Genomic DNA, 21,565 nt, shown 5'->3' with positions numbered 1-21,565 from the left:
TACCCACCTCCAACCCCGGACAGGCGACGTACTGCCGTGGTCGGCCAGTCTGATGGAATGGGCGGATGACCACGACAGCCTCCCGTCCGACGCTGCGGTTCGAGGATCCGGAGAGCCAGGCACTGTACGGCGCGATCTACGCGGCGGCGCTCGAGAACCTGCTGGGGACCAACACCGTTGCGTTCGGCGACATCCACGCGAGGAGCGGGCTGATGGATCCGGCGGTCGGCATGGTCCGGGCCGGTGGCGGCTACGAGCAGCCGTGGACCCGGGACGCGACGATCAACAGCTGGAACGCGACGAGCCTGCTGGCGCCGGCGCTCGCCGCGAACACGCTGTGGGCGGTGGTCGAGAAGGATGCCGTGGGCAAGCTAAGGGTGCAGCAGGACAGCCAGCAGTGGGATCAGGTGGTGTGGACCGTCGGCGCCTGGCACCACTATCTGGTGACCGGCGACCGGGACTTCCTGCGGAGCGCGTACGACGTGGTCACGAACACCCTCGCCCTCCGCGAGCAGGCCGCGGTCTTCGGCCCCGACCCGCGCTACGGCCTGTTCACCGGTCCGTCGTTCTTCAACGACGGCGTCTCCGGTTTCCCGGCGCCGACGGCGGACGGCGGCGAGTCGCGGGGGAGCGAGAGTACGTCGTACCCCGATGTCGTCTCGGCCATGTACCTGAGCACCAACGCGCTGTACCACGCGGCCTACACGCGCGCCGCCGACATGGCGGACACGCTCGGCCGGCCGGCCGGCGGCTACCGCGCCAAGGCAGCGGCCATCAAGCAGTCGATCAACCAACACTTCTGGAACCCGCGGACCGGAAGCTACAACTACGAGATCACTGCCGACGGGACGCCGGGCGCCTACCAGGAAGGCGCGGGGCTGGCGTTCACCCTGCTCTTCGGGATCGCCGACGGAGCACAGGCCAGTGCCCTGATCTCGAACGCGCAGCGGATGACCTGGGGAATGCCCGACACCTATCCACACTGGGACAGATATTCCAGCGCGGAGCCAGGACGCCACAACGCGATCGTGTGGCCGCTCGTGCAAGGACTCTGGGCTAAGGCCCTGGCCAAGCACGGCGACCTGAAGGGGTACGCGACGGAGACCGGGCTGCTCGCGGAGCTGGTCAGGGACAGCGGCGGCTTCTGGGAGGTCTACCACGGGAACACCGGTGCCGTCGAGGGCGGCTACCAGGGCGCAACCGACGTACTGAAACGCCGCTGGGACTCCGAGCCCGACCAGACCTGGTCGGCGACGGCGTTCATCGACATGATGCACACCGGCCTGTTCGGGATGACCTTCGACGACCACGGCCTCAACTTCGCGCCAACTCTCCCACGCAGCTGGGGCAGCGTCGCCCTGACCGGCCTGCGCTACCGCGACGCCACCCTGACGGTGACCCTCCGCGGCACAGGCAACGCCATCCGCTCATTCACCCTCGACGCCACCCCACGCACCGAGTACGGCGTACCAGCCTCGCTCCATGGAGCCCACACAGTCGAAATAACCCTTGCCCCGTAACCGAAGGTCAACCCGATGGACCACCGTGTGTAGCTGTGGAAAGGGTCCGCAGAAGCCGCGTTCGAGACGGCGCGGCGAGAAGCCGGGATGAGCCGCCCGTGTAGACAACTGCTGTGTCCGAGGAGCTACACGCACCCTAACCACACGGCTGCAGCTCGGTGCTCGAGTAACGCGAGCGATGACATCTACAAGTTGTTGGCTTGAGTCCGTACTCGGCGCTATGCGCCTCACCCATGGGACAGTTGCCCAACGATGACGATCTTCACGTTCCACCTCGCGGCGCTCCGTCCGACGACGACGGCGGGGGCACTGTGGAAGGCGCCGACTGTGCCTTCCACGCCCGGGTTGCGGTACGCCGAGTGCCTAGCGCTGATGCGCCTCGGTGCACCGACCGTCTCGTCGGCCCGGATGCAGCTGCGTCGGATGGCGATGTTCGCGCGGTGGGAGGACGAGGCGGCGGTCATGACGTTCCTGGCGGATCACCCCTTGGGCAGGGAGTTGGCTGCGGGCTGGCACGTGCGCATGCAGTTCCTTCGTCGCTGGTCGCGGCTTGCGGCGCTGCCCGACCTGCCGGCCAGAGCGGGCGAGTGGGACCCCGCCGAGCCCGTCGTGGCGGTCACGCTGGCCCGGATGCGCCTCCTGGAGGTGCCGAGGTTCCTCAAGTGGGGCAAGCCCGTGGAGCGCCTGGTTCGCGACCATCCGGGGGCCACGTTGGCGCTGGCCGCGATGCGCCCGCCTCGGACGATCTCGACGTTCTCGGTCTGGCGGTCCGTGCGGCAGATGGAAGAGATGGTGCACGGCCACAGCACTGTCCCGGAACCCGACCGTCATGCCGCCGCAATGGCCGAACGCCGGCGCAGGGACTTCCACCACGAGTTCGCGACCCTGCGATTCCGGCCGCTGTCGGAGCACGGCTCGTGGCAGGGGCGGAGCGGGATCGTTCCCCGGTAGGGCGCCGCTGCTCATCGCGTCCAGGTCGGGAGAGAGGATGCTGTCGGTGAGGTTCTCGAACGGCTTCGTCTGTCGACCACGCCTCATGGAGCCGGCCACTGCGCTCTGCGAGAAGCTCCTGTCCTACGCGAGCCCATTGGGTCTCTACGCCGAGGAGATCGACCCGCGCAGCGGACGCCATCTCGGCAACTTCCCGCAGGCCTTCACCCACCTGGCCATGATCAACGCGATCACCCACATCATTCGCGCCGAGGAAGCGGCCGGCACGAACACCTACGCCCCGGCACGCCAGCGACTCTGACGAGGCCGGTTCGAAGGACACCGACGGGCGCTCCACGGGGTCGACGGTTTGTTGCGGTCAGCTGCGCTGGGTAGTGGACCAGTGTCTTCCACTGGGGTGATGCGTCAACTCCCGATGAAATCTGGGAGTAAGCAGAACCCCTTCAAGGAACGGAAGACGCCATGACCACGATCCACTTGACCGAGGTGACCACCTCGACGCCCGAGCAGTTCATTGCCGGGCTCACCGACTTCGGGCCCGGCCGCTCGAAGCTCTTCGCGAACAGCCACGACGACGACCTGTTGGTGCACGACGAGGGTCCTGGGTACGCCGATGTCACCGAGGGCTCCGGCGGTGTCTGGGAACGCCTGCACTACGACTGGTCCGACCCGGACCGCGTAGTCCTCACCACCACGGACTCCAGTGTCTGGGGTGGCGAGTCCGGCTACACCTACACCTTCAAGCGGCGCGCGGACGGCGCGACCGAGATCGACGCCGTCATCGTGCGCGACGGCAAGAACCTGAAGGGCCACCTGCTCGCGACCGTCTTCGCCGTCTTCGGCAGGCGGGTCCTGGGCACGGCGTTCGAGAACTCCGTGCGGGCGATCGAGACCCGCAACATCCCCACCGGTACGACCACCAAGTAGAGGTATGAGAACAATGACAAAGATGATGCCGAAGGCAAAGAACCTGCTCCTCGCGGTGCTGGGTGCAGGCGTGCTGCTGGCCGGCGGGACGACCGCACAGGCCGCAGAAACCGCACAGACCAGGGAGAAACCGACGATCGTCTTGCTGCACGGCGCGTACGCCGACGGCTCCAGCTGGTCCGGAGTGACCAGCCGGCTGCAGCACGATGGCTACAACGTCGTGGCGCCCGCCGTACCACTGCGGGGAATTGCGTCCGACACCTCGTACCTGGGTGGCGTCCTCGCGAGCATCCCCGGGCCGAAGGTGCTCGTCGGTCACTCCTACGGCGGTGCCCTGGTCAGCGAGCTGGCTGACACACCCGACGTCAAGTCGCTCGTGTACGTGGCCGCCTTCATCCCCGAGGCAGGCGAAACGCTGGGTGCGCTGAACTCGCAGTTCCCGGGCAGTGAACTCGGTCCGGACACGACCAACGTGATCAGCTATCCCGGTGGCGTCGACCTGGCGCTGAAGCCGGAGACGGCCGGGCCGGTCCTGGCCGCCGACATTCCGGCGCGGGAGGGAGCGGTGTTCCTGGCCGCCCAGCGTCCGGTCGCTGCCTCGGCCTTCTCCGAGCCGGTGCAGGAGACCGCCCCGGCGGCACTCCCGAAGTACGCCGTCATCCCGACCGGTGACAAGGCGATCGCTCCCGCGGCCGAGCGGTTCATGGCCACTCGGGCGGGAGCCACGAAGGTCGAGGTTCCCGGTGCGTCGCACCTGGTCGCGGTGTCCCAGCCCGCGGTTGTGACCCAGGTGATCGAGCGAGCCGCCCGTTGATCAACCCAGACACGGAACCGGCCGGAGCATCCCCGCTCCGGCCGGTTCCTGCAGGTTATGGGCTAGGGGTCGACGGTGAAGCTGAACATCATTCCGCTCTCGTGGTGTTCGGCGATGTGGCAGTGCGCCATCCAGAGACCGGGGTTGGTGACGTCGAGGAGGATGTCGACGGTTTCGCCCGTGCGTACGAGAACGGTGTCTTTCCAGACGAGATTGGGCTCGACGGTGTCGTCGCGGCTCATGACAAGGAAGCGGCCCGCGCCGTGGATGTGGAAGGGGTGGTGCATCGGGTGGTCGGAGTCCATTTCGTTGACCAGCCTGATCTTCACCTGATCGCCGACCTTGAAGTGCCAGTCGATCGCATGGTTCTCCCCACCGGTGCTGCGGTCGACGAGCTTCCAGCGCATGTTGGCCGGTGTGGTGATCCGGTTGACGTCGACCATGTCGTCTTCCCACTCGATGCCACCAGTGGCCTCATGGTCGTGGCCGTGCTGGTCGGTCGCGTGATGCTGGGAATGGGTGGGTTCGTCGCCGTGGTCTTCCTGGGTCTGGCTGACGAGCTGCGACGGCATGAGCTTCATCCCGCACTGGGGGCAGCGGTCGGGTGAGCCGCTCACGACATCGGGATGCATCGGGCAGGTGTAGGTGGTGGCGACGGCAACCAACTTCATACCGCAGTGCGGGCATCGGCCCTGGTCGGCGGTGATGACTTCGGAGTGCATTGGGCAGGAGTAGACGATCGGGCCGTCGGGTACACCCATGTCCATTTCAGCCACGAACGCGAGCGTCTTGTCCGGTGCCACATCGCGGTACCGGTCCAGCCGAGCCCGTTCGGCTGTCATGTCTGCGTTGGTGCGAAGCACCTCGAACTGCTTGCTCAGCTCCGGCATGGCCGGCGTCTCGCGAACAGTGACCGATGCCAGGGGATAGGTGCGCTCTGGATGCCGGTGCTCGAGTGTCACCATGCCAGGCTGGTCGAACAGTACGTCGACGACGATCCGCTCCGACGGCGCAAGCATCACCTCAGTCACGAAGGCTTCCTGCTCGACCCTGCCGCTGTCACCACCCACCAGCTTCATCCGGGCCCTGTCGAAGCCGACATTGAAGACCCGCGTGTTGGCCGTATTGGTGAAGTAGAAGCGGACCACCTCCCCGAGGTCGGCCGACAGTTCGACGGTGACGTCACCGCCGATGAGCATGGTGTTGCCGAACCGCCCCATCGCCACGTACGTCGTCTCGGTGCGGCTGAACGACGCGATCTGACCGTTCTCGAGCAACACATCGTCGAGGGTGATCAGCTCCTCCCGGTTCACCGGGGGCCAATAGTCGGGGTCGGACGGGACGACCACGATGTTGCCGTACAGGCCCATCTCCTGGCCATAGTCCTCGCGGATGTGGGGGTGGTACCAGTACAGGCCGGGATCGTGGAACTGCAGTCGATAGCTGAAGCTCTGACCCACCTGCATCGGTGTCTGGGTTTCGTGGGTCCCGTCATAGGCGTTCTGCAACCGGAGCCCGTGCCAGTGCACGGTGGCCTCGGTGTCCGCCTCGTTGGTCACGTTGATGACCACTTCCGAACCCTGCTGGACCCGCATGGTTGGCCCGGGCACCGATCCGTTGTAGGCAAGCATGCGCACAGTCGCATCGCCCAGCCGTTTGACCATCGCAGCGATACCGAGGTCGAACGCTTCCCCGTTCGCGAGAGAGACGATCTCGGATGGTCGGGATTCTGGAAGGTCACGGATGTCGGTGGAGAAGTCTCCGCGACTCTCACTTTCGGTGTGGTCACTGTGGCTCGACATGATCGCCCCCTGGCTGTCTCCGGCGTCGGCGTGTTCACGATTGGCTGTATCTGGGGGCAGTTTGCGGCTGCCGACCAGGGTCTGGACCTGTGTGGCGATGTACTCGGCGTCGTCCTTCACCCAGCCGAGCAACGCTGAGCCGCGGGTGTGTTGCCAGTACAGGCCGAGAAAGTAGAGTCCCGGCAGGTTGGTCACCCCTCTGCGGTGGCGGACGCGTCCTCCGGCATCCAGTACCGGGGCCTCGATCCAGGAGTAGTCGGGCTGGTATCCGGTTGCCCAGACGACTGCGTCGACGCGGAGTTGGGTGCCGTCAGCAAAGTTCACGGTGTTGTTCGACGCGCTGACCGCTCGCGGATGCAGGTCGACACCGAGACGCCTGAGCTGCCTCGGGCTTGAGCCGATGAGTGTCTCCCGCTCGCTCAGCCGGCGCCCGAGACGTGAATCGACAGTCATGTTGAGCAACCGTGTCTTGGTGAGCCACCAGAACAAGTCGCGGTGCCAAACCTTCTGAGGCAGCGGCGTCTGCCGTGAGCCGACCGAGAGGTGGACCGCGTGCGTGCCGGTGAGCTCCGTCGCGATCTGGAAACCGGTGTTGCCCCCACCGACAACCAGCACGGTCCCCGCCGGGACGTCCTGCGGTTGCCGGTACCCCGTGCTGTGCATCTGGAAGACCTCAGGACCGAGCTGCCCGGCCAGCGCCGGCGTGAACGGCAGCTGGAACGGACCGGTCGCCACCACGACCTGGTCGGCCCTCACTCTCCTGTCGCTGCACTCCAGCTGAAACCCATCCTCAATCTGGGTCAGCGACCTGACGGCACTGTTCAAAACCACCGGGAGCTTGTAGGTCTCCGCGTACGCCGTCAGATAGGAGACCACCTCGTCACGAGTCGGGTAACCGTCGGGATCCCCCGGGAAGCCCACTCCGGGGAGTGCGTCATACCGGCGCGGCGTGAACAGGGCAAGCGAATCCCACCGGTCCCGCCACGCTGCCCCCACCGCGTCGGCGGCCTCGAGGATGATGAACCGGCGACCATGACGTGCCAGAAAAAACCCGATCGCCAGCCCGGCCTGGCCCGCACCCACCACGACGACCTCCACGCGGTCATCATCACCAACCCCCCGCAAGGCGGTTTCCGCGTTCTCCGGGATGAGCGGTGTCTCGGCCATGCTGGCAGTTTCGCTCTACGGGTCGGTGGTGTCGAGACGTCGGCGTACGGCGTACGGCGCCCTACTCTGACACCATCGAGGAAGACGGTGAGATTCGGATGAACCAGCCAGCGACGCACGACCCCATCGGATCCATCGGTTGGACCGAGCGCACCGGTGGTGTGTTGACGGTCCGCGAACGCATCGCGCTCGCCCGGCCACTCCTGCGCGGCCACCTCCGCATCATCGCCGGCAGTCTCGCGATGGCCACTCGAACACATTCGGGGCGCCGGAACTCGGTTGAACCAGACGCGCTGGTCCCGCCGGACTCATTGCTGGCACGAGACGCCGAGGCTGCTGCCCACGACCTCCTGACACCGGCGTTGCTCAATCACTCGCGCCGTGCCTATGCCTGGGGTGCAGCCATCGCTGCACTCGACGAAGTCGAGTTCGATCACGAATTGCTGTACGTCGCCGCGCTGTTTCACGATACCGGCCTGCCGAGCCGGGTCCCGGACGTCGACTTCACGGTTCGCAGCGCGGCACTGGCACGCGACTTCACTGACCGCCACGACGTACCAGAGGTGCAACGCGAGCTCGTGACGAATGCGATTGCGATGCACCACACGCCAGGCGTCGGTGTTGAATCCGGTGCCGAAGCCTTCCTGCTTTCCGCCGGTGCAGCAGTTGATGTGTTCGGGCTGCGCAGCGATCACGTACCCGACGCAGTCCGCAAGACCGTCGTCCAGGACTACCCACGCGTCGGCTTCAAGCGGGAGTTCTCCGGGCTGTTACGAGCCGAAGCCAAGCAGGTCCCACATGGTCGCGCCTGGTACCTACACCGCTTCGCACTCAGCGACGTGACAATCAGGCTCGCCCCTTTCCGCGGATAAGCGCTGTTCCTCTAGCTGCCACAGGAGCACAGATCCGAGCGGGATCCACGCAGCAAGTCCTGCCGAGGCTCGCCCATCGACCCAAGACCCTCCAGATCCCTCGGGCCGGTGGTAAAGCTAAGCGTTTGAGTCGTCCGACGTGGTTTCAGTCGGCGTCGCGGGTCAAGGAGGCGATCTCGGTCGGGGTCAGCTTGATCGACGTGGCGGCGATGTTGTCCTCCAGGTGCGACACCGATCCAGTGCCCGGGATCGGCAGGATGGCGGGTGACCGGGCCAGCAGCCACGCCAGCACGATCTGCCGGGGCTGAGCGTGGTAGCGCTGGGCCAGTTCCTGCACAGCCCGGTTGTCGTCGAGGTCCTGGATCGGCGCCCACGGCAGGAACACGAGCCGCTCCTGCTCGCAGAGGTCGGCCAGCGATTCCGAATGGCGGTCGTCGATGTTGTAGCGGTTCTGGATCGAGGCGATCGGGGTCAGTCGCTGTGCGCGCCGCAGTTGGTCCTCGGTGACGTTGGACAGCCCGATGTGCCGGATCTTGCCCTGTTCCTTGAGGGTGACGAGAGCGCCGATCGAGTCCTCGAGCGGCACGTCCGGGTCGGGCCGGTGGAACTGGTAGAGCGGGATCTGTTCGAGCTTGAGCCGGCGCAGGCTTCCCTCGCAGGCCTCGATCAGGTGCTCCGGCCGGCCGTCGGCGAGCCACTGTCCAGGGCCGGGGCGCACGAGGCCGCCTTTGGTCGCGATCACCAGGTCGTCCGGGTACGGGTAGAGGGCCTCGCCGATGAGCTCCTCGCTGATGTGGGGACCGTAGGAGTCGGCGGTGTCGATGAAGTTGACGCCGAGCTCGACCGCTCGGCGCAGTACCGCCTTCGCCTCGTCTCGGTCGCTGGGTGGACCCCAGATCCCAGCACCGGTGATCCGCATGGCGCCGAAGCCGAGACGGTTGACGGTCAGGTCACCGCCGACATCGATGGTGCCGGCCGCTCCGGCGTTTCCGGGATTGGACTCTGACATGGGTCATCACTCCTTCTGATGTGTGCTCATCCGGTGGCCCGCTGGTACGGGATGCCGTACGGCGCGAACACCTCGTGCAGCATGCGGTCGCTCTCTTCGTCGTACCGCACCGTGTAGACGGCGGCCTGACGGAGCTGCTGGATGGTCAGCGCGACGCCTGCCGTGCGGGCCACGTGCATCTCGACCGACCGGTGGATCGCGATGGCGGACGGCATCACGGAACCCTGACGCTGGGACTGCCAGATCCTCAGCCACACCGGGCGTGTCGTGACCTCACCGACCGCAGGTGAAGAACGGCGGCGAACAGCGCCATGACGATGCCGGTTCACAGATTGGCGGTCGCGCCGCCGGCGATGCCATCGGGACAGATCGACGAGACTCAACGCCGCCTCCTCACCTCATCGGGCCGGGATATCACCATGCTCCCGGCCAGGAACTCAGCTGGCATCGCCGGTGGCGCCCGAAGGTGCCTGCTGCTGGCATGGATCTGCAACCCCAGCTAGCCGGTACGCAGCTGGCGGCAGTGCTACGGGTGCGGAGTCGTTTCCCGGACGTTCATCCGTTCGCCGGGGCGGCTGAAGATGCTGAGGATCTCCGTGGGCTCGGTGCCGGTGCTGCCGAACCAGTGGGGCTTTTCGGTGCTGAACTCGGCGACGTCGCCGGGGCCGAGCACCCAGTCCTCGTCGCCGAAGACGAGGCGCATATGGCCGGACAGCACGTAGATCCACTCGTGGCCGTCGTGCGCCCTGAGCTCCGGGGTGACGTTGCTGGTCGGTATGACGATCTTCCACGCCTGCGTGCCATCGGGCTGTTGCGTCAGCGGGATCACCGTCCGGCCCTTGACGCGACCGGGCTTGAGGCGGATCCGTGGATCGCCCTGCACCGGTGCGGCGACGAGGTCATCCGGCGGCACCCGATACACCTGCGACAACGCGAGCAGCAGTTCCAGGGTCGGCCGGCGCTGTCCGGTCTCGAGCCGCGACATCGTGCTCTTCGAGATCCCCGTCGCTGTCGCAACCTCGGTGAGGGTCATCCGGCGGCGCGCGCGTAGTCGCTTGAGCCGTCCCCCGACTCCCTCGAGCACCGCGGCGATCTCCGCCGCTGAGGTGTCCTCCACGAACACATCTGACCCCCGATTCCCACAAACGGCAACCTTCGTGGCCGAACGCCCCACCCAGCCCCAGCCTTGGAGCATGACCACACCATCGCTCAGTCCGAAGCTCGACCCGACGCCCAAGCCCGCTGTACCTGGACCCCCGACCAAGCACCAGCTGGCCCTGATGATCTGGCTGGCCGTGTTCCCGACCCTCACCGCTCTCAACCTCGTCCTAGGTCACTGGCTCGGCACGCTCACGCCGGTCGTGCGGACGTTCGTCCTCGCGACCATCGCCGTACCGATCGTGATCTACGGACTGATGCCGCAGCTGCACCGGGTGCGCCGACGCCTCCTCACTCGCCACAACCACTAGTAAAGGGCTGCAAACCGTGAGTGCACAGATCAACGCCGCCGTTCCCGTCGAACCAGGTGTACGAACACCCATCCCACGACGCCATCAGGAGCTGACTACCCGGCGGATGAACGCCATGCGGTTCGGGTACGCGTTCATGGGGGTGGGGATCGTGGTCGTCAAGTGGCCGGTTCTCTGCCGGACGCTCGATCGCTGCCGGTGATGGAAGGGGTTGTCGCCTGCCTGCTGACGGCCATGTCGTTGCTGGCGTTCCTGCGGTCCTTGATCAGGTGAGGGATTCGAGGGCCTTGTGGACGAGGTCGGCGACGGCCTGGGGCTGGGACACGTAGACCGAGTGGCTACCGGGGACTTCGCGGACCGAGGCGCCGGCTCGTTCGGCCATGGCGCGCTGGGCCGGTGGCGGGATCATGCGGTCGTCGGCGGCGACGAGGTACCAGCTCGGCTTGCTTCGCCAGCCGGGTTCGGTGACGGTGCCGCCGAGGGCGTCGACTCCCCACGGGACCTGGGAGTCGGCCATGAAGGCGGCCTCGTCGGTCGGTAGGTCACCGGCGAACGAGTCGTGGAACTTGTCCCGGTCGAGGAACAGGTAGCCGTCCCGCGGCGGCAGAATCGGCGGCACGGGCGCACCCGGCGGCGGGTCGGCGATAAGGGTGTTGACGGACTCACCCTTGTCGGGGGCGAATGCCGCGATGTAGACGAGTCCGACGACGCGCGGGTCGCTGCCGGTCTCGGTGACGACCACGCCGCCGTACGAGTGACCCACGAGGACCACAGGCCCGTCGAGCTCGTCGAGGACCTGCTTGGTCGCGGCCACGTCGCCTTCGAGGGAGACGGTCGGGTTCTGTACGACGGCGACCCGGTGACCCTGGGCGCGGAGCCGGTCGTAGACACCTCGCCATCCGGAACCGTCGACGAATCCTCCGTGGATGAGTACGACGGCCGGCCGGGTGCTTGTGCTCATGGCGTCCTCCTTGATTGTGGACCGATGCGGTGACGCTAGGCGGGGGTCGGCGCTCGGGGCATCGGGGATACCCCTCGACAGCGGCGGTCAGGACCCTCGATCCGGGCCTGTGCGGTGCAGGATGATGTCCTCGTGGATGAGGTTTCGGCGGCCGCGTACGGGCTGTTCGGCCGTGAGGACGCGGTGCGTGCGGTGAGCGACGTGCTGGACCGGGGTGGGAGCGCGGTGGCGATCGGTGATCCCGGGGTCGGCAAGAGCAGCTTGCTGAAGGTCGCGGATCAGCTGGCCCAGCGCCGAGGGCGAAGGGTGCTTTCGCTCGCTCCGACACAGTTCGACCGGGGCCTGCCGTTCGCCGGTCTCGCCGAACTCATCGGCCAATGTCCGCCGGGATCGGAGCTGACCCTTCCGGCGCCGCAGCGGCGCGCACTCGCGGTGGCTCTGCACCGTGACGAACCAGGCGATCGCGACGCCGATGCCCTGGCGGTTCCGCTGGCGGTCCAGGGTTTGCTGAAGCAGCTCTGCGAGGCCGAGCCGGTGACCCTGATCATCGACGACCTGCAGTGGCTGGACCGGGCGACTGTCGGCAGCCTCGGCTTCGCGCTCCGCCGGATCTCGGTCGAGCCGCAGCGGTTGAGCATCCTGGTCGGGACACGGCCGGATCGGGACGCCGGCGCCGATTTCATCGGCGAGCTGCCCGAGCCGCGCCGCGAGCTGTCGCTGCCGGCCTTGGCGGACTGGGCGATCGGCCAGTTGCTGCGCACTCGCCTGGGCGCGCGGTGGACTCCGCCGATGAGTGCTGGGGTGGCGCGGGCCAGCAGCGGGAATCCCTACCTTGCGTTGATGATCGCGCAGGCGATGCAGTCAGACGTGTCGAAGTGGCGCTGGAGCGCCCAGGACGGCCACGAGCCGGTCTTCCCGGTACCGCCGAGTCTGGCTGGGCTTCTCGGCGAGAAGGTCATGTTGCTCCCGCAGAACGCGCGCGACGTCCTGCTGCTCGTTTCTGCTGCTGGGCGGCTTACGGTCGACACACTGCGAGCAATCGTGGATGACGCCGAGGTTGAGTCCGCGCTGGAGGCTGCCGCGGACTGGGATGTGGCGACAGTGGGTGCCGGGTCGGTCGTTGCGTTCACCCATCCGATGCTGGCTTCGGCGATCTACGAGGCCGCCGTACCTGCTGACCGTCGCCGCGCCCATCGCGTTCTCGCGGAACTGCTGGACGACCCGGTCGAGCGTGCCAGGCATCGATCGAAGTCGATCGTCGCCCCCGACAAGGCCGTCGCCGGTGAACTGGAGACTGCCGCGGAGATCTCTCGGGCGCGCGGTGCCCAGCAGCTTGCCGGGGAGCTGCTGGAAGGCGCCGCGTTGGCCACTCCGTCAGCGATGGACACCGCTGATGGCTTCCGTCGCTGGCTTCGGGCCGTGGACAGCTACGTCGATGCCGGCGACGGCCTGTCGGCGCGTGCAGCCTTGGGCAAGGGGGCGGCATTGGCCGGGAGTTCGCAGGATCGAGCCCAGGTCTTGGTACGTCGGGCCCGGCTGGCCGAGGACCTGCGGGAGTCTCGATCTCTGGCCGAGCAGGCATTCCGGATCGCACCGGCGGGGGAGGTCCGTGCCGAGATCCTGCAGACCCTGAGTGAGCGCCACCGCATGGAGGGACACGGCAGGCTCGCCCTGCGGCTGGCCCGGATGGCGATCGCGGAGGCGGTCGCGGCGGATCGGCCGGACATTCAGCTGGTCGCGCTGTATCAGCGGCAGTCGATCGAGCAGATCTGGGGGATCGATCGGCCCGAACGGACGCTGCACGAGATGGAACGGCTGGTCGCTCATTCGTCGCTCGAGCTGTCGCCGGCGGAATGGGCCGGCGCACGCAGCTTCTATGCGGCCTGGAACGACGGCACCGCCGAGTCGGTGGTCCGCGATGCCATCGTGAAGGCCGTCGATGCCGGCCGGTACGCCGACCTGTCCAGCCTGTACATCTGGCTGGTTCTCGTTCTGATCCGCGCGTCGAAGGTTCCCCAGGCGCAGGCTGCTCTGGAGGACGCGGACCGCTCGGGTGCGTGGGGCACGGTCGGCTTGCAGGAGAGCATGGCCCGCATCCTGATCAAGGAGTACTCCGGCGACCTGGACGAGGCCCGCGAGTTGGCCCGGCGCGCCGCGGAACGCTCGAGGTCCAGTGGGCTGATGTATTGGCTGGGCGGCTTCCTGGCGCAGCTGGGCTTCATCGAGGTCTCCGCGCGGAACTGGTCTGCGGCGCTGGAGTCGTTGCGCGAGCTCGCGGAGATCTTCGCGATCACCAAGATGGTCGACCTGGAGCAGTTGTTGTGGCCCGTCGACTACGCGGACGCCGCGTTGCAGGCCGGCGTACTGGACGAGGTCGAGGTGGCGATCGACCTCCTGCGACGCCAGGGCGCGGCCGGCCGGCCGGAAGCAGCAGTCGCCGCGGACCGTTGCCAGGCTCTGTTGGCCGCTGCCCGCGGAGATGTCGACGGAGCGTTGATCGTGCTTCGCAAAGTCGTCGGCAACACGGGAGCGGAGTGTCCGTTCGAGGCGGCGCGATCCCTACTGGCGCTTGGGCAGGTCTATCGTCGTGCCGGCCACCGACGCTCGGGCGAGGAGATGCTGCTCGGCGCAGCGGCGGCTTTCGAGGAGTTGGGTGTACCGCGGTGGGCAGAACGTGCCCGTGACGAAGCCGACCGGATCGGGTCTCCCTCGACCACAATGATGCTCACGGCAACCGAACGCCGGGTCGCCGACCTGGTCGGCTCGGGTCACTCCAATCAGGAGGCCGCTGCTCAACTGTTCGTGTCAGTCAAGACTGTGGAAGCCAACCTGACTCGCATCTACCGCAAGCTGTCGGTTCGGTCGCGCACAGAGCTCGCCAACCGACTCCACCAGCTCGACGCCGATGGCCTTTGAGACACCTCAGTTCACAGCCCGATGCGCACGCACAGATCCGGCCCGGCCACGGGAGGTGTTCGACTACACGTGGCTGATCGGGCTGGCGCTCTTCGGCGTACATCTGATGCTGCTCGGCTATCTGGTGGTCCCGGAGATCTTCCTCGGTCAGCCTCGGTAGGTGGTCAGGGTGTCGGTCAGGGCTTGTGCGATCGGTGTCGCGTGGACGTGGAGCTTGTTCGCGATCTTGGTGCTGTCGACGATGAAGGGTTCTTCGAACAGGTACCGCATTTCGGTGAGTTCTCGGACCGCTGGGTTGAACAGGCCGAGCGCGCGGAGCATCAGCGGTGGCATGGCACGGAGCTTCGTGCGGGGTTGCCCGGCGTCGCGGTAGATGAGGTCGACCAACTCTCGCGTACTGCGTGTGTCCGGGTCGTTCGGGACGTGCCACACCTGGCCGGGGGCATCGGGGTGTTCGCCAAGTACTGCGAGTGCTTCGCCGATGTCGGGGATGTAGGTGTAAGTGTGTGGCTGGTCAGGATCGCCGAGCACGGTTGCGGTCTTTCCGGCCAGGGCGGCGGGGAAGACGCGGTCGCCGAGATTGGATTGGGCGCCGCCGCGGGGGCCGAAGTAGTCCGACGCGCGGCCGATCGCGATCTGGACGCGGCCGGCGAGGTGGACGGCGAGGAGTTGGCGTGCCATTCGTCCTCGGAGTTGTCCCTTCTTGGTGTGAGCGTCGTAGGTGTGGTCTTCGGTGAACGTGTGACCGGCAGGACGCCCGTACATGTAGACGTTTTCGACGCTGACCAGCCGTGCGCCGGAGGCCTCGGCAGCGGCGAGCACACCGGCCTGCAGGGCAGGGAACTGCGCCGTCCATTCGGTGTACGGCGGGTTGAGCGTCTGATAGACGACGCGGGCGCCCTTGGCCACGGCAGTGGTGAAGTCGGGGTCGCGGGCGTCGCCGCCGACGACCTCGATCCCATCGGGCACGCGTGCATGGCCCGAACGGTTGACGAGCCGGGCGGTCTCGCCGCGCCGGCGGAGCGCGGCGAGCAGTGCGAGTCCGATCGCGCCAGTCCCGAAGATGACGTGCTGCGGGGTGCTCATGCCTGGGTCTCGATCGGTGTCTGCGTCGAAGCCGGGCCGGCCGCGGCGCGGTACGGCAGCAGGTAGTGCAGCAGCAGGCCGGACAGGGCGGAGAAGGTCACCGCTCCGTAGGCGCCGTAGATGGTGAACTGGTTCTCGACGCTGATCCCGCCGAGGGTGGTGACAGTCCAGCCCAGCGCCCACAGGATCGGCAGGGCGGCGGCCCATAGCCACCGCCGGTGGGTCCGGGCAGGTAGCGCGAGTGCCTGCGCCGGGCCGAGGACGATGCCGGTGAGAACCCCCATGAGGGCGAGTTCGCCCAACGACGTGCCGTACCCGACGATCGCGGCGCCGAGGAGGAGCCCTAGGCCCATACCGACCGCGGTGGCCGGAATCCATCGCCGCGGGTCGAGCCGCCGGCGGCTGACCAGCACTTGTCCAGTACCGAGGACGGCACCGGTGACCAAGCCACCGAGCAACGCGGCGGGGGCGTCGTCCACGCGGCCCGCGGCCAGGTCGCCGGCAATGCCGGCGACGGGGAAGGCGAGGAAGCCCGCTGTCCAGAGCAACCAGGTCCGCAGGAAGACTGGCTGTGATGTTGCGAAGTGGGTCATGGTGTTCAACTCCTGAGCGCGGCAACGGCCGGCTGGATTGTGGTGCTTGTGCGCGGTGCCAGAAAGGCACATGCCCGGGTAGTCCTGTCGAGGGATCTCGATCAAGGACGGATTCGGAAGCCAGGCGGTTGCCACGGCGGTTCTATGCCGCGACTGCTGATTGTGTCCATGCGAACGGCCCCCAGCACGGACACGAAACTGTGGCAACCCCGATGAGCTACTGAGCGCAAGATCTGACCGCGCTGCCCCCAGCATGTGCCTTTCCAGCGGCCCTGTCCACGAACCACCCGCGAAGACTGGCGCGAGCCTGCTCCAGAGGCCGGTGAGCAGCAGTTCGGTCCGATGTTCGACGGTCAGGAGAGGGTGATCAGGCGGGAGCCGTGGGCCGGGACGGCCTCGGCGGTCCAGGACTTGTTGAACTTGCCGAGGTTCTGCCGGCCGACCAGGTCGCGGACATTCCGGTTGCCTCTGACGCCGAGCTGGCTCCACTGGACGGTGATGTCCGAAGAGTCGTCCCCGAGGTTGTAGACCGCAACTGCCAGGCGGCCGTCGGGCAGCCGCTTCTTCCAGACCTGCAGCGTTCCGCCGGTGACCTGGGCCGGGATCACGCCGGCCTGGTCGACCGCGATGACTTCGCGATTGGTCAGGATCGACACGGCCTTGTCGTCGATGGTGGAGATGTCGCCGCCGACGTACAGCGGCGAGGATGCCATCGACCAGAACGTCATCACGCTCTGCCGTTCGGTGTCGGTGATGCCGTCCTGGATTCCGAGGCCGGTGTTGTTGGAGATCGGCATCGAGTCGAGGTCCGGCCAGTAGTTCGGCTCGACCACGTCGAGCCAGTTCGGCAGGTCTTCCCACCGGTTGTCGACCGAGCTGGTCCAGGTCGACACGGTGTTGCAGTAGCACTCGACATCGGTGTCGACGCGGACGCTGTTCGCCCATGGTCGCAGGCCTTCGCCGGCGTCCCGCGGTACCGGCCAGGCGCTCGCGGTCAGCCACATCTTGCGGCCGCTCTGGTCGATCGCCTTCGACCAGGCCTCGATGTCCGGAATGTTGTCGGTGGTGACGCCGTCGACCTTGACGAAATCGACGCCCCAGGAGGCGAATCGGTCCGCGATCGAGTCGAAGTACGCCTGCGCGCACGGCTTGGTGAAGTCGATCTTCCAGTCGCCGCCCCACATGTTGGTCGGCGTCAGCGGCATCACGGTGATGTCCTGGGTCGTGCAGTCGGTGCCGATGATCGGGGCGTTCTTGTCGTAGATCGCCTTCTGCAGACCGGCGCCGCCGTACAGGCCGATCTTGAGCCCCTTGCCGTGGATGTAGCGGGCCAGGCTGGCGATTCCGTTGGGGAAGCGCGCCGGGTCGGCCTCGGGGATGCCGTTGGCGTCGGTGCGGAACTGCCAGTCCCAGTTGGCGTTCCAGCCCGCGTCGAGGTTCACGTTCGTGTATCCGGCCGGCTTCAGGTTCGCGGCCATCGAGTCGGCGGTGTCCTTGATGTGTTGCTCGGTGAGCCACTTCGTCCCGTAGTCGGGGTGAGTGGAGGACTGGACGCTCCAGCTGCTCCAGCCCATGAACGGCTTGACGCTGAAGTCGCTCTTGGCGAGCGCCGGTGCGCTCGTGGACACCATCGTCGCGGTGAGGACGAGGGGTACGACGGTCGCCAGCGCGAGGGCACGGCGGAGGGGACGAACGGTGGACATGGCATGGCACCTTTCGTTGCGGGGCGTCCCGGTACCGTACGGGGGATTAATTGATCGCGTCAAGAATCTAGCCCCGAGGTTGATTCTTCCTGACAGCCAGCAAGTGCCGGCGTACCGTCCCGACCTGAAAGTTGCCTGCAGCAACGGTCTCAGAACTGTTCTCCGGGCAGCACCGGGAGGGTCGCGGGCGGCTGCGGCCACGGCGGCGGGATCGGCAGCGTGGTGTCCGAGTTGGTCCCCGGACTTTCGCTGCGACCTGCGAGCCAGCCGAGCAGTTCGTGCCCGGCGGCGGCGATCGACGGTCCGCCCGGCGTGATCGTCCAGGTGCGGCCGAGATCGATCGCCTCGGCCGATCCGAGCGGGAAGCGTTGCGCCTTCATCGTCGCCAGTGTGTCGTCGAGAGCCCAGGCCGCGTAGGAGGTGGGCCAGTCTCGGGTCCCGTACCCGCGGCCCAGATCGAAGTGGTGGGTTTCCAGTTCTCGCAAGCATCGCCGCAGGGTGAACCAGGCCGGGTGTGGCCACCCCGCAAGGGCTGTGACCACGTGACCCCAGGCGTCGGCGGGCATCTTGCCGATCTCCGCGGCGAATTGTTCCAGGCTGACTTGCAGATCGCCGGTGACCTCCATGGCTGTGGCAGCAGCATCGGGCGGGGCAGTCGTGCTCGGCCTGCTGCCGGGCTGTGTGTTGCGCCGGGCCGAACGCAGCAGCCAGGTGTAGGCATCCGCGCTCCGTGCCACATGCAGGAGCACCTGTCCGCGCGACCAGCCTGGAAGCATCGACGGGCCGCGAACGTCGGCATCGCTCAGCGTGGCCGCCGTCGTGACGAGCCGGATCGCCGATTGATCCACCTGCTCGATCAGATCGCTGATCGACCGCCTGACGGACCAGGACGCCGTACTCATGGCATGGCCCTCTCGATCTGTTCCATCTCGGCGCGGATGTCGGTGATGGCAATCCTCCAGGACGATCGCACTGCGCAGACGCGACCTTCATTATCCAGACCCGGTCAGCGCATCGGCGGCTCTTCGAGCGTGCCGGTACGTCGGTTGTGGTGGTCGGACAGTTTGGACAGGAGCTCGGTCAGTCGCCGGCGCTCGTCGGGTGACAGCGGAGCCAGCAGTTCGTCCTGGGATTCGGCCAGCCGCTTTTCCAGCCGCCGTAGCTGCCGCTTGCCGGCGGCGGTCAGCGAGATGATGTTGCGCCGCCCGTCCGAGGGGTCCGGGGCGCGCTCGACCAGTCCGCGATCGGCGAGTTCGTTGATCGTCGCGACCATGTCGCTGAGGTGGATGCCACTACGGCGGCCCAGCGCGGCCTGGCTGGCCGGCCCGAAATCCTCCAGCGTCGCCAGCAGGCGGTAGTGGTAGCCGCGGGCGCCGACGGACGAGAACCCGTCGCCCACCAGGCGGTGTGCGTGCTGGGCGGTCAGGCCGAGCAGCCAGCTGGGCAGGCTCTCCCACCTTGCGGGCGTTTCATCGGATGGCTTCTCCACGTGGCAAGTCTAGCGAATCGTTAGGGCGACCAATGACCGTGATATCGTTTGGACACCAAACGTTAGTCGAGCTAACGTTTGGACGCCGAATGAATCTCCCTGGAGTTGACACGATGATCAAGCCGTTCCACATCACGATCCCTCAGGCCGACCTCGACGACCTGGCCGACCGGCTCTCCCGCACGCGGTGGCCCAACGAGGTCGCCGATGCCGGATGGGACTATGGGTTCCCGCTGGCACGCCTCAAGGAGCTGGCCGAATACTGGCGCACCGGTTACGACTGGCGTGAGCACGAGGCCAGGCTGAACGAGCTTCCGCACTTCACCACCGAGGTCGATGGCCAGAACATCCACTTCGTCCACGTCCGGTCGCCGAAACCGGACGCGCTCGCGCTGATCCTCACCCACGGCTGGCCAGGTTCGTTCCTGGAGTTCCTCGAAGTGATCGAGCCGCTGTCGCGCGACTTCCACCTGGTGATTCCGTCCATCCCCGGCTTCGGATTCTCCGGGCCGACCCACGAGCGCGGCTGGGACGCGGTCCGGGTCGCCCGGGCGTGGGCCGAGTTGATGCGCCGCCTGGGGTACGAGCGCTATGGCGCGCAGGGCGGCGACTTCGGCGCGGGCATCTCCATGGCGCTCGGCGCGGTGGCGCCCGACCAGGTCGTCGGGGTGCACGTCAACTACCTGCCGACCCGGCCGGATCCCGAGGTCGAGGTCTCCGCAGCCGATGAGGCCCGACTGGACAAAGTCAGACAGCTGATGGCGAATCGTCCGCCTTACCAGGCTCTGCTGGCGCTCACCCCGCAGACCATCGGCTACGCGCTGACCGATTCGCCGGTCGGTCAGCTGGTCTGGATCGCCGAGCGCTTCGCCCAGTGGACCGACCCCGCCACGCCGGTCAGCGACGATCAGATGCTGACCGACATCTCGCTGTACTGGCTGACCGCCACCGCGGCCTCATCGGGCCGGTTCCACCACGACACCCCTCGGGGGAGCCAGCTGCCGTGCCGGGTGCCGCTCGGCGTGGCGGTGTTCGCCCACGACATCACACAGTCGGTACGACCGCTGGCCGAGCGGCTGTACGACGTCAGGCACTGGTCGGAGTTCGAGCGCGGAGGCCACTTCGCCGCGATGGAGGTGCCCGAGCTGCTCGCCGAGGACGTCCGGGCGTTCTTCCGTACCCGCATCAAGGACGACAACCGATCGGACGCTGAGTGAAGGCCGGCTGCTGGCCGCGCACCTGTCTGGATGGTGGCTCGGCGTTGGTGTTGCCGCGTCAGCTCGTGATGAAGTGGTCGACGGGTTCCCCGGCCGTCAAGGGGATGTTCCGACTGTGAGGCAACCGGCCGGACCGTGGCCGGGGAAACCCACCAGACCTGGCTCAGGATGCCGTGCTCGGCGTACACACGCTGCATCCGTCCGGTCGATTTGTGTAGGTGAACCGAGCGACCGTCGGCGGCGTATTAGCCCCATGTGAAGGACGGGCCAGCGGCGGAGCGAGCTGTGCGGGCGTTGTCTGCGCTGGGCGCCTTTCGGGCCGCGGCGGGAGAACACGGGATGACCGGCCCGTGATGTGTCCGGAGACGCGGTCGGTCGGGGCCTATTTGCTGGGTGCGCTGGACCCCCAGGAGCAGGTCGAGATGGAGCGGCACCTGATCGGTTGCGAGGTCTGCCGCCAGGAACTGATCGACGTGGCTCACCTGCCCGGGCTCATGCACAGACTCACGCTGGATGACGTCTCACCGAGGGCATCTGCACGCGATGTCCAAGCTGAGCCTCGATCTGACCTCGTCTCGGAAATCGACGCGGCAAGACCGTTCTCCGAGGCCACTACTGCTTCGGTCTGGTCCGCGGTTGTGCATCGCTTGAGCCGGTCGCCGATGCTGCTGTTGGCGATGATCATGGTGCTGGTTCTGGCGACCGGCGGCTTGGCGAGCGCAGAACTCCTGACTCGCCAGCCGACGCCGGGGGTTGTGACCTGGACGTCAACGGATGCGGCCGGCGGAATCGACACGGTCGCACGTCTCGCCGATCAGGCATGGGGCACGGACATCCGGTTGTGGATGGACGATCTCCCGCCGGAGCTGACCTGTCGCTTGGTTGTGCACCCGCGGACTGGTGCTGCTGAGACAGCGGGTTGGTGGTCGACCAACTACCAGTCGCGCCTGATGATTCCGGGCAGTACGTCGATTCCGCTCTCGGAGATCGACCGTCTCGACGTCATCCGGTCCGACGAGACCGTCCTGGCCACCCTGACCAGCACCACCCGATAGACAGGATGCTTTAT

Annotated in this window: 21 protein-coding genes; 11 read left to right on the top strand and 10 right to left on the bottom strand. The window is 67.1% G+C overall.

Features of this window, described 5'->3' with window-relative positions:
- The first annotated feature begins 65 nt into the window (after window positions 1-65).
- The 5 genes from AB0I34_RS23730 (at window position 66) to AB0I34_RS23710 (ending at window position 4,212) form a co-directional block, all read left to right on the top strand.
- Window positions 66-1,520: a glycosyl hydrolase family 65 protein gene (locus tag AB0I34_RS23730; RefSeq protein WP_360448428.1), complete on the top strand. Its 1,455-nt coding sequence runs from the start codon at window positions 66-68 to the stop codon at window positions 1,518-1,520.
- Window positions 1,521-1,772: 252 nt separating this feature from the next.
- Entirely contained in the window at window positions 1,773-2,471 is a 699-nt protein-coding gene (locus AB0I34_RS23725) for a hypothetical protein (protein ID WP_360448425.1), read from the top strand.
- A gap of 46 nt (window positions 2,472-2,517) precedes the next feature.
- Entirely contained in the window at window positions 2,518-2,772 is a 255-nt protein-coding gene (locus AB0I34_RS23720) for a glycoside hydrolase family 15 protein (protein WP_360448422.1), read from the top strand.
- A gap of 161 nt (window positions 2,773-2,933) precedes the next feature.
- Window positions 2,934-3,398: a hypothetical protein gene (locus tag AB0I34_RS23715; protein ID WP_360448419.1), complete on the top strand. Its 465-nt coding sequence runs from the start codon at window positions 2,934-2,936 to the stop codon at window positions 3,396-3,398.
- A 22-nt stretch (window positions 3,399-3,420) separates the two neighbouring features.
- Window positions 3,421-4,212 (top strand): alpha/beta hydrolase, encoded by a 792-nt coding sequence (locus AB0I34_RS23710; RefSeq protein ID WP_360448416.1) that lies wholly within the window; start codon window positions 3,421-3,423, stop codon window positions 4,210-4,212.
- Between the two features lie 62 nt (window positions 4,213-4,274).
- On the opposite strand, the gene AB0I34_RS23705 is transcribed toward AB0I34_RS23710, so the two are convergent.
- Complete coding sequence (locus tag AB0I34_RS23705; RefSeq protein WP_360448413.1) at window positions 4,275-7,181, bottom strand: NAD(P)-binding domain-containing protein; 2,907 nt, start codon at window positions 7,179-7,181, stop codon at window positions 4,275-4,277.
- Between the two features lie 98 nt (window positions 7,182-7,279).
- On the opposite strand from AB0I34_RS23705, the gene AB0I34_RS23700 reads away from it, so the two are divergent.
- The gene (locus AB0I34_RS23700; protein ID WP_360448411.1) at window positions 7,280-8,053 is read left to right on the top strand and encodes an HD domain-containing protein; all 774 of its coding nucleotides are present in this window, start codon (window positions 7,280-7,282) and stop codon (window positions 8,051-8,053) included.
- 145 nt (window positions 8,054-8,198) lie between these two features.
- On the opposite strand, the gene AB0I34_RS23695 is transcribed toward AB0I34_RS23700, so the two are convergent.
- The 3 genes from AB0I34_RS23695 to AB0I34_RS23685 form a co-directional block, all read right to left on the bottom strand.
- Window positions 8,199-9,062 (bottom strand): aldo/keto reductase, encoded by an 864-nt coding sequence (locus tag AB0I34_RS23695; protein WP_360448409.1) that lies wholly within the window; start codon window positions 9,060-9,062, stop codon window positions 8,199-8,201.
- 26 nt (window positions 9,063-9,088) lie between these two features.
- Entirely contained in the window at window positions 9,089-9,277 is a 189-nt protein-coding gene (locus AB0I34_RS23690) for a hypothetical protein (protein ID WP_360448407.1), read from the bottom strand.
- A 311-nt stretch (window positions 9,278-9,588) separates the two neighbouring features.
- Complete coding sequence (locus AB0I34_RS23685; RefSeq protein WP_360448404.1) at window positions 9,589-10,179, bottom strand: XRE family transcriptional regulator; 591 nt, start codon at window positions 10,177-10,179, stop codon at window positions 9,589-9,591.
- A 76-nt stretch (window positions 10,180-10,255) separates the two neighbouring features.
- Between AB0I34_RS23685 and AB0I34_RS23680 the strand changes: the two genes are divergently transcribed.
- A complete protein-coding gene (locus tag AB0I34_RS23680) occupies window positions 10,256-10,531 on the top strand; it encodes a hypothetical protein (RefSeq protein ID WP_360448401.1) in 276 nt (91 codons plus the stop codon).
- A 16-nt stretch (window positions 10,532-10,547) separates the two neighbouring features.
- Complete coding sequence (locus AB0I34_RS23675; RefSeq protein WP_360448398.1) at window positions 10,548-10,733, top strand: hypothetical protein; 186 nt, start codon at window positions 10,548-10,550, stop codon at window positions 10,731-10,733.
- Between the two features lie 63 nt (window positions 10,734-10,796).
- On the opposite strand, the gene AB0I34_RS23670 is transcribed toward AB0I34_RS23675, so the two are convergent.
- Window positions 10,797-11,492: an alpha/beta hydrolase gene (locus tag AB0I34_RS23670; protein ID WP_360448395.1), complete on the bottom strand. Its 696-nt coding sequence runs from the start codon at window positions 11,490-11,492 to the stop codon at window positions 10,797-10,799.
- Between the two features lie 132 nt (window positions 11,493-11,624).
- Between AB0I34_RS23670 and AB0I34_RS23665 the strand changes: the two genes are divergently transcribed.
- Window positions 11,625-14,408, top strand: a complete 2,784-nt coding sequence (locus tag AB0I34_RS23665) for an AAA family ATPase (protein WP_360448393.1) — start codon at window positions 11,625-11,627, stop codon at window positions 14,406-14,408.
- Window positions 14,409-14,555: 147 nt separating this feature from the next.
- On the opposite strand, the gene AB0I34_RS23660 is transcribed toward AB0I34_RS23665, so the two are convergent.
- From AB0I34_RS23660 to AB0I34_RS23640, 5 genes are all read right to left on the bottom strand, one after another.
- Complete coding sequence (locus AB0I34_RS23660; RefSeq protein WP_360448391.1) at window positions 14,556-15,494, bottom strand: NAD-dependent epimerase/dehydratase family protein; 939 nt, start codon at window positions 15,492-15,494, stop codon at window positions 14,556-14,558.
- The gene (locus tag AB0I34_RS23655; protein ID WP_360448389.1) at window positions 15,491-16,087 is read right to left on the bottom strand and encodes a hypothetical protein; all 597 of its coding nucleotides are present in this window, start codon (window positions 16,085-16,087) and stop codon (window positions 15,491-15,493) included. The genes AB0I34_RS23660 and AB0I34_RS23655 overlap by 4 nt, the downstream gene beginning before the upstream one ends.
- A 353-nt stretch (window positions 16,088-16,440) precedes the next feature.
- Entirely contained in the window at window positions 16,441-17,790 is a 1,350-nt protein-coding gene (locus tag AB0I34_RS23650; protein ID WP_360448386.1) for a glycoside hydrolase family 27 protein, read from the bottom strand.
- A 149-nt stretch (window positions 17,791-17,939) separates the two neighbouring features.
- Window positions 17,940-18,692, bottom strand: a complete 753-nt coding sequence (locus tag AB0I34_RS23645; protein WP_360448384.1) for a maleylpyruvate isomerase family mycothiol-dependent enzyme — start codon at window positions 18,690-18,692, stop codon at window positions 17,940-17,942.
- Between the two features lie 104 nt (window positions 18,693-18,796).
- The gene (locus AB0I34_RS23640) at window positions 18,797-19,279 is read right to left on the bottom strand and encodes a MarR family transcriptional regulator (RefSeq protein ID WP_360448382.1); all 483 of its coding nucleotides are present in this window, start codon (window positions 19,277-19,279) and stop codon (window positions 18,797-18,799) included.
- 113 nt (window positions 19,280-19,392) lie between these two features.
- Here AB0I34_RS23640 and AB0I34_RS23635 point away from each other — a divergent pair, with 113 nt between their 5' ends.
- Both AB0I34_RS23635 and AB0I34_RS23630 read left to right on the top strand, forming a co-directional pair.
- Complete coding sequence (locus AB0I34_RS23635) at window positions 19,393-20,496, top strand: epoxide hydrolase family protein (protein ID WP_360448379.1); 1,104 nt, start codon at window positions 19,393-19,395, stop codon at window positions 20,494-20,496.
- Between the two features lie 218 nt (window positions 20,497-20,714).
- A complete protein-coding gene (locus tag AB0I34_RS23630; RefSeq protein ID WP_360448377.1) occupies window positions 20,715-21,551 on the top strand; it encodes a zf-HC2 domain-containing protein in 837 nt (278 codons plus the stop codon).
- Window positions 21,552-21,565 lie beyond the last annotated feature (14 nt).

The organism is Kribbella sp. NPDC050281, from assembly GCF_040655855.1.
Classification (GTDB): Bacteria; Actinomycetota; Actinomycetes; order Propionibacteriales; family Kribbellaceae; genus Kribbella.
Note: the sequence above shows the minus strand (reverse complement) of the source record. Positions and strands in the feature narration are given on the sequence as shown.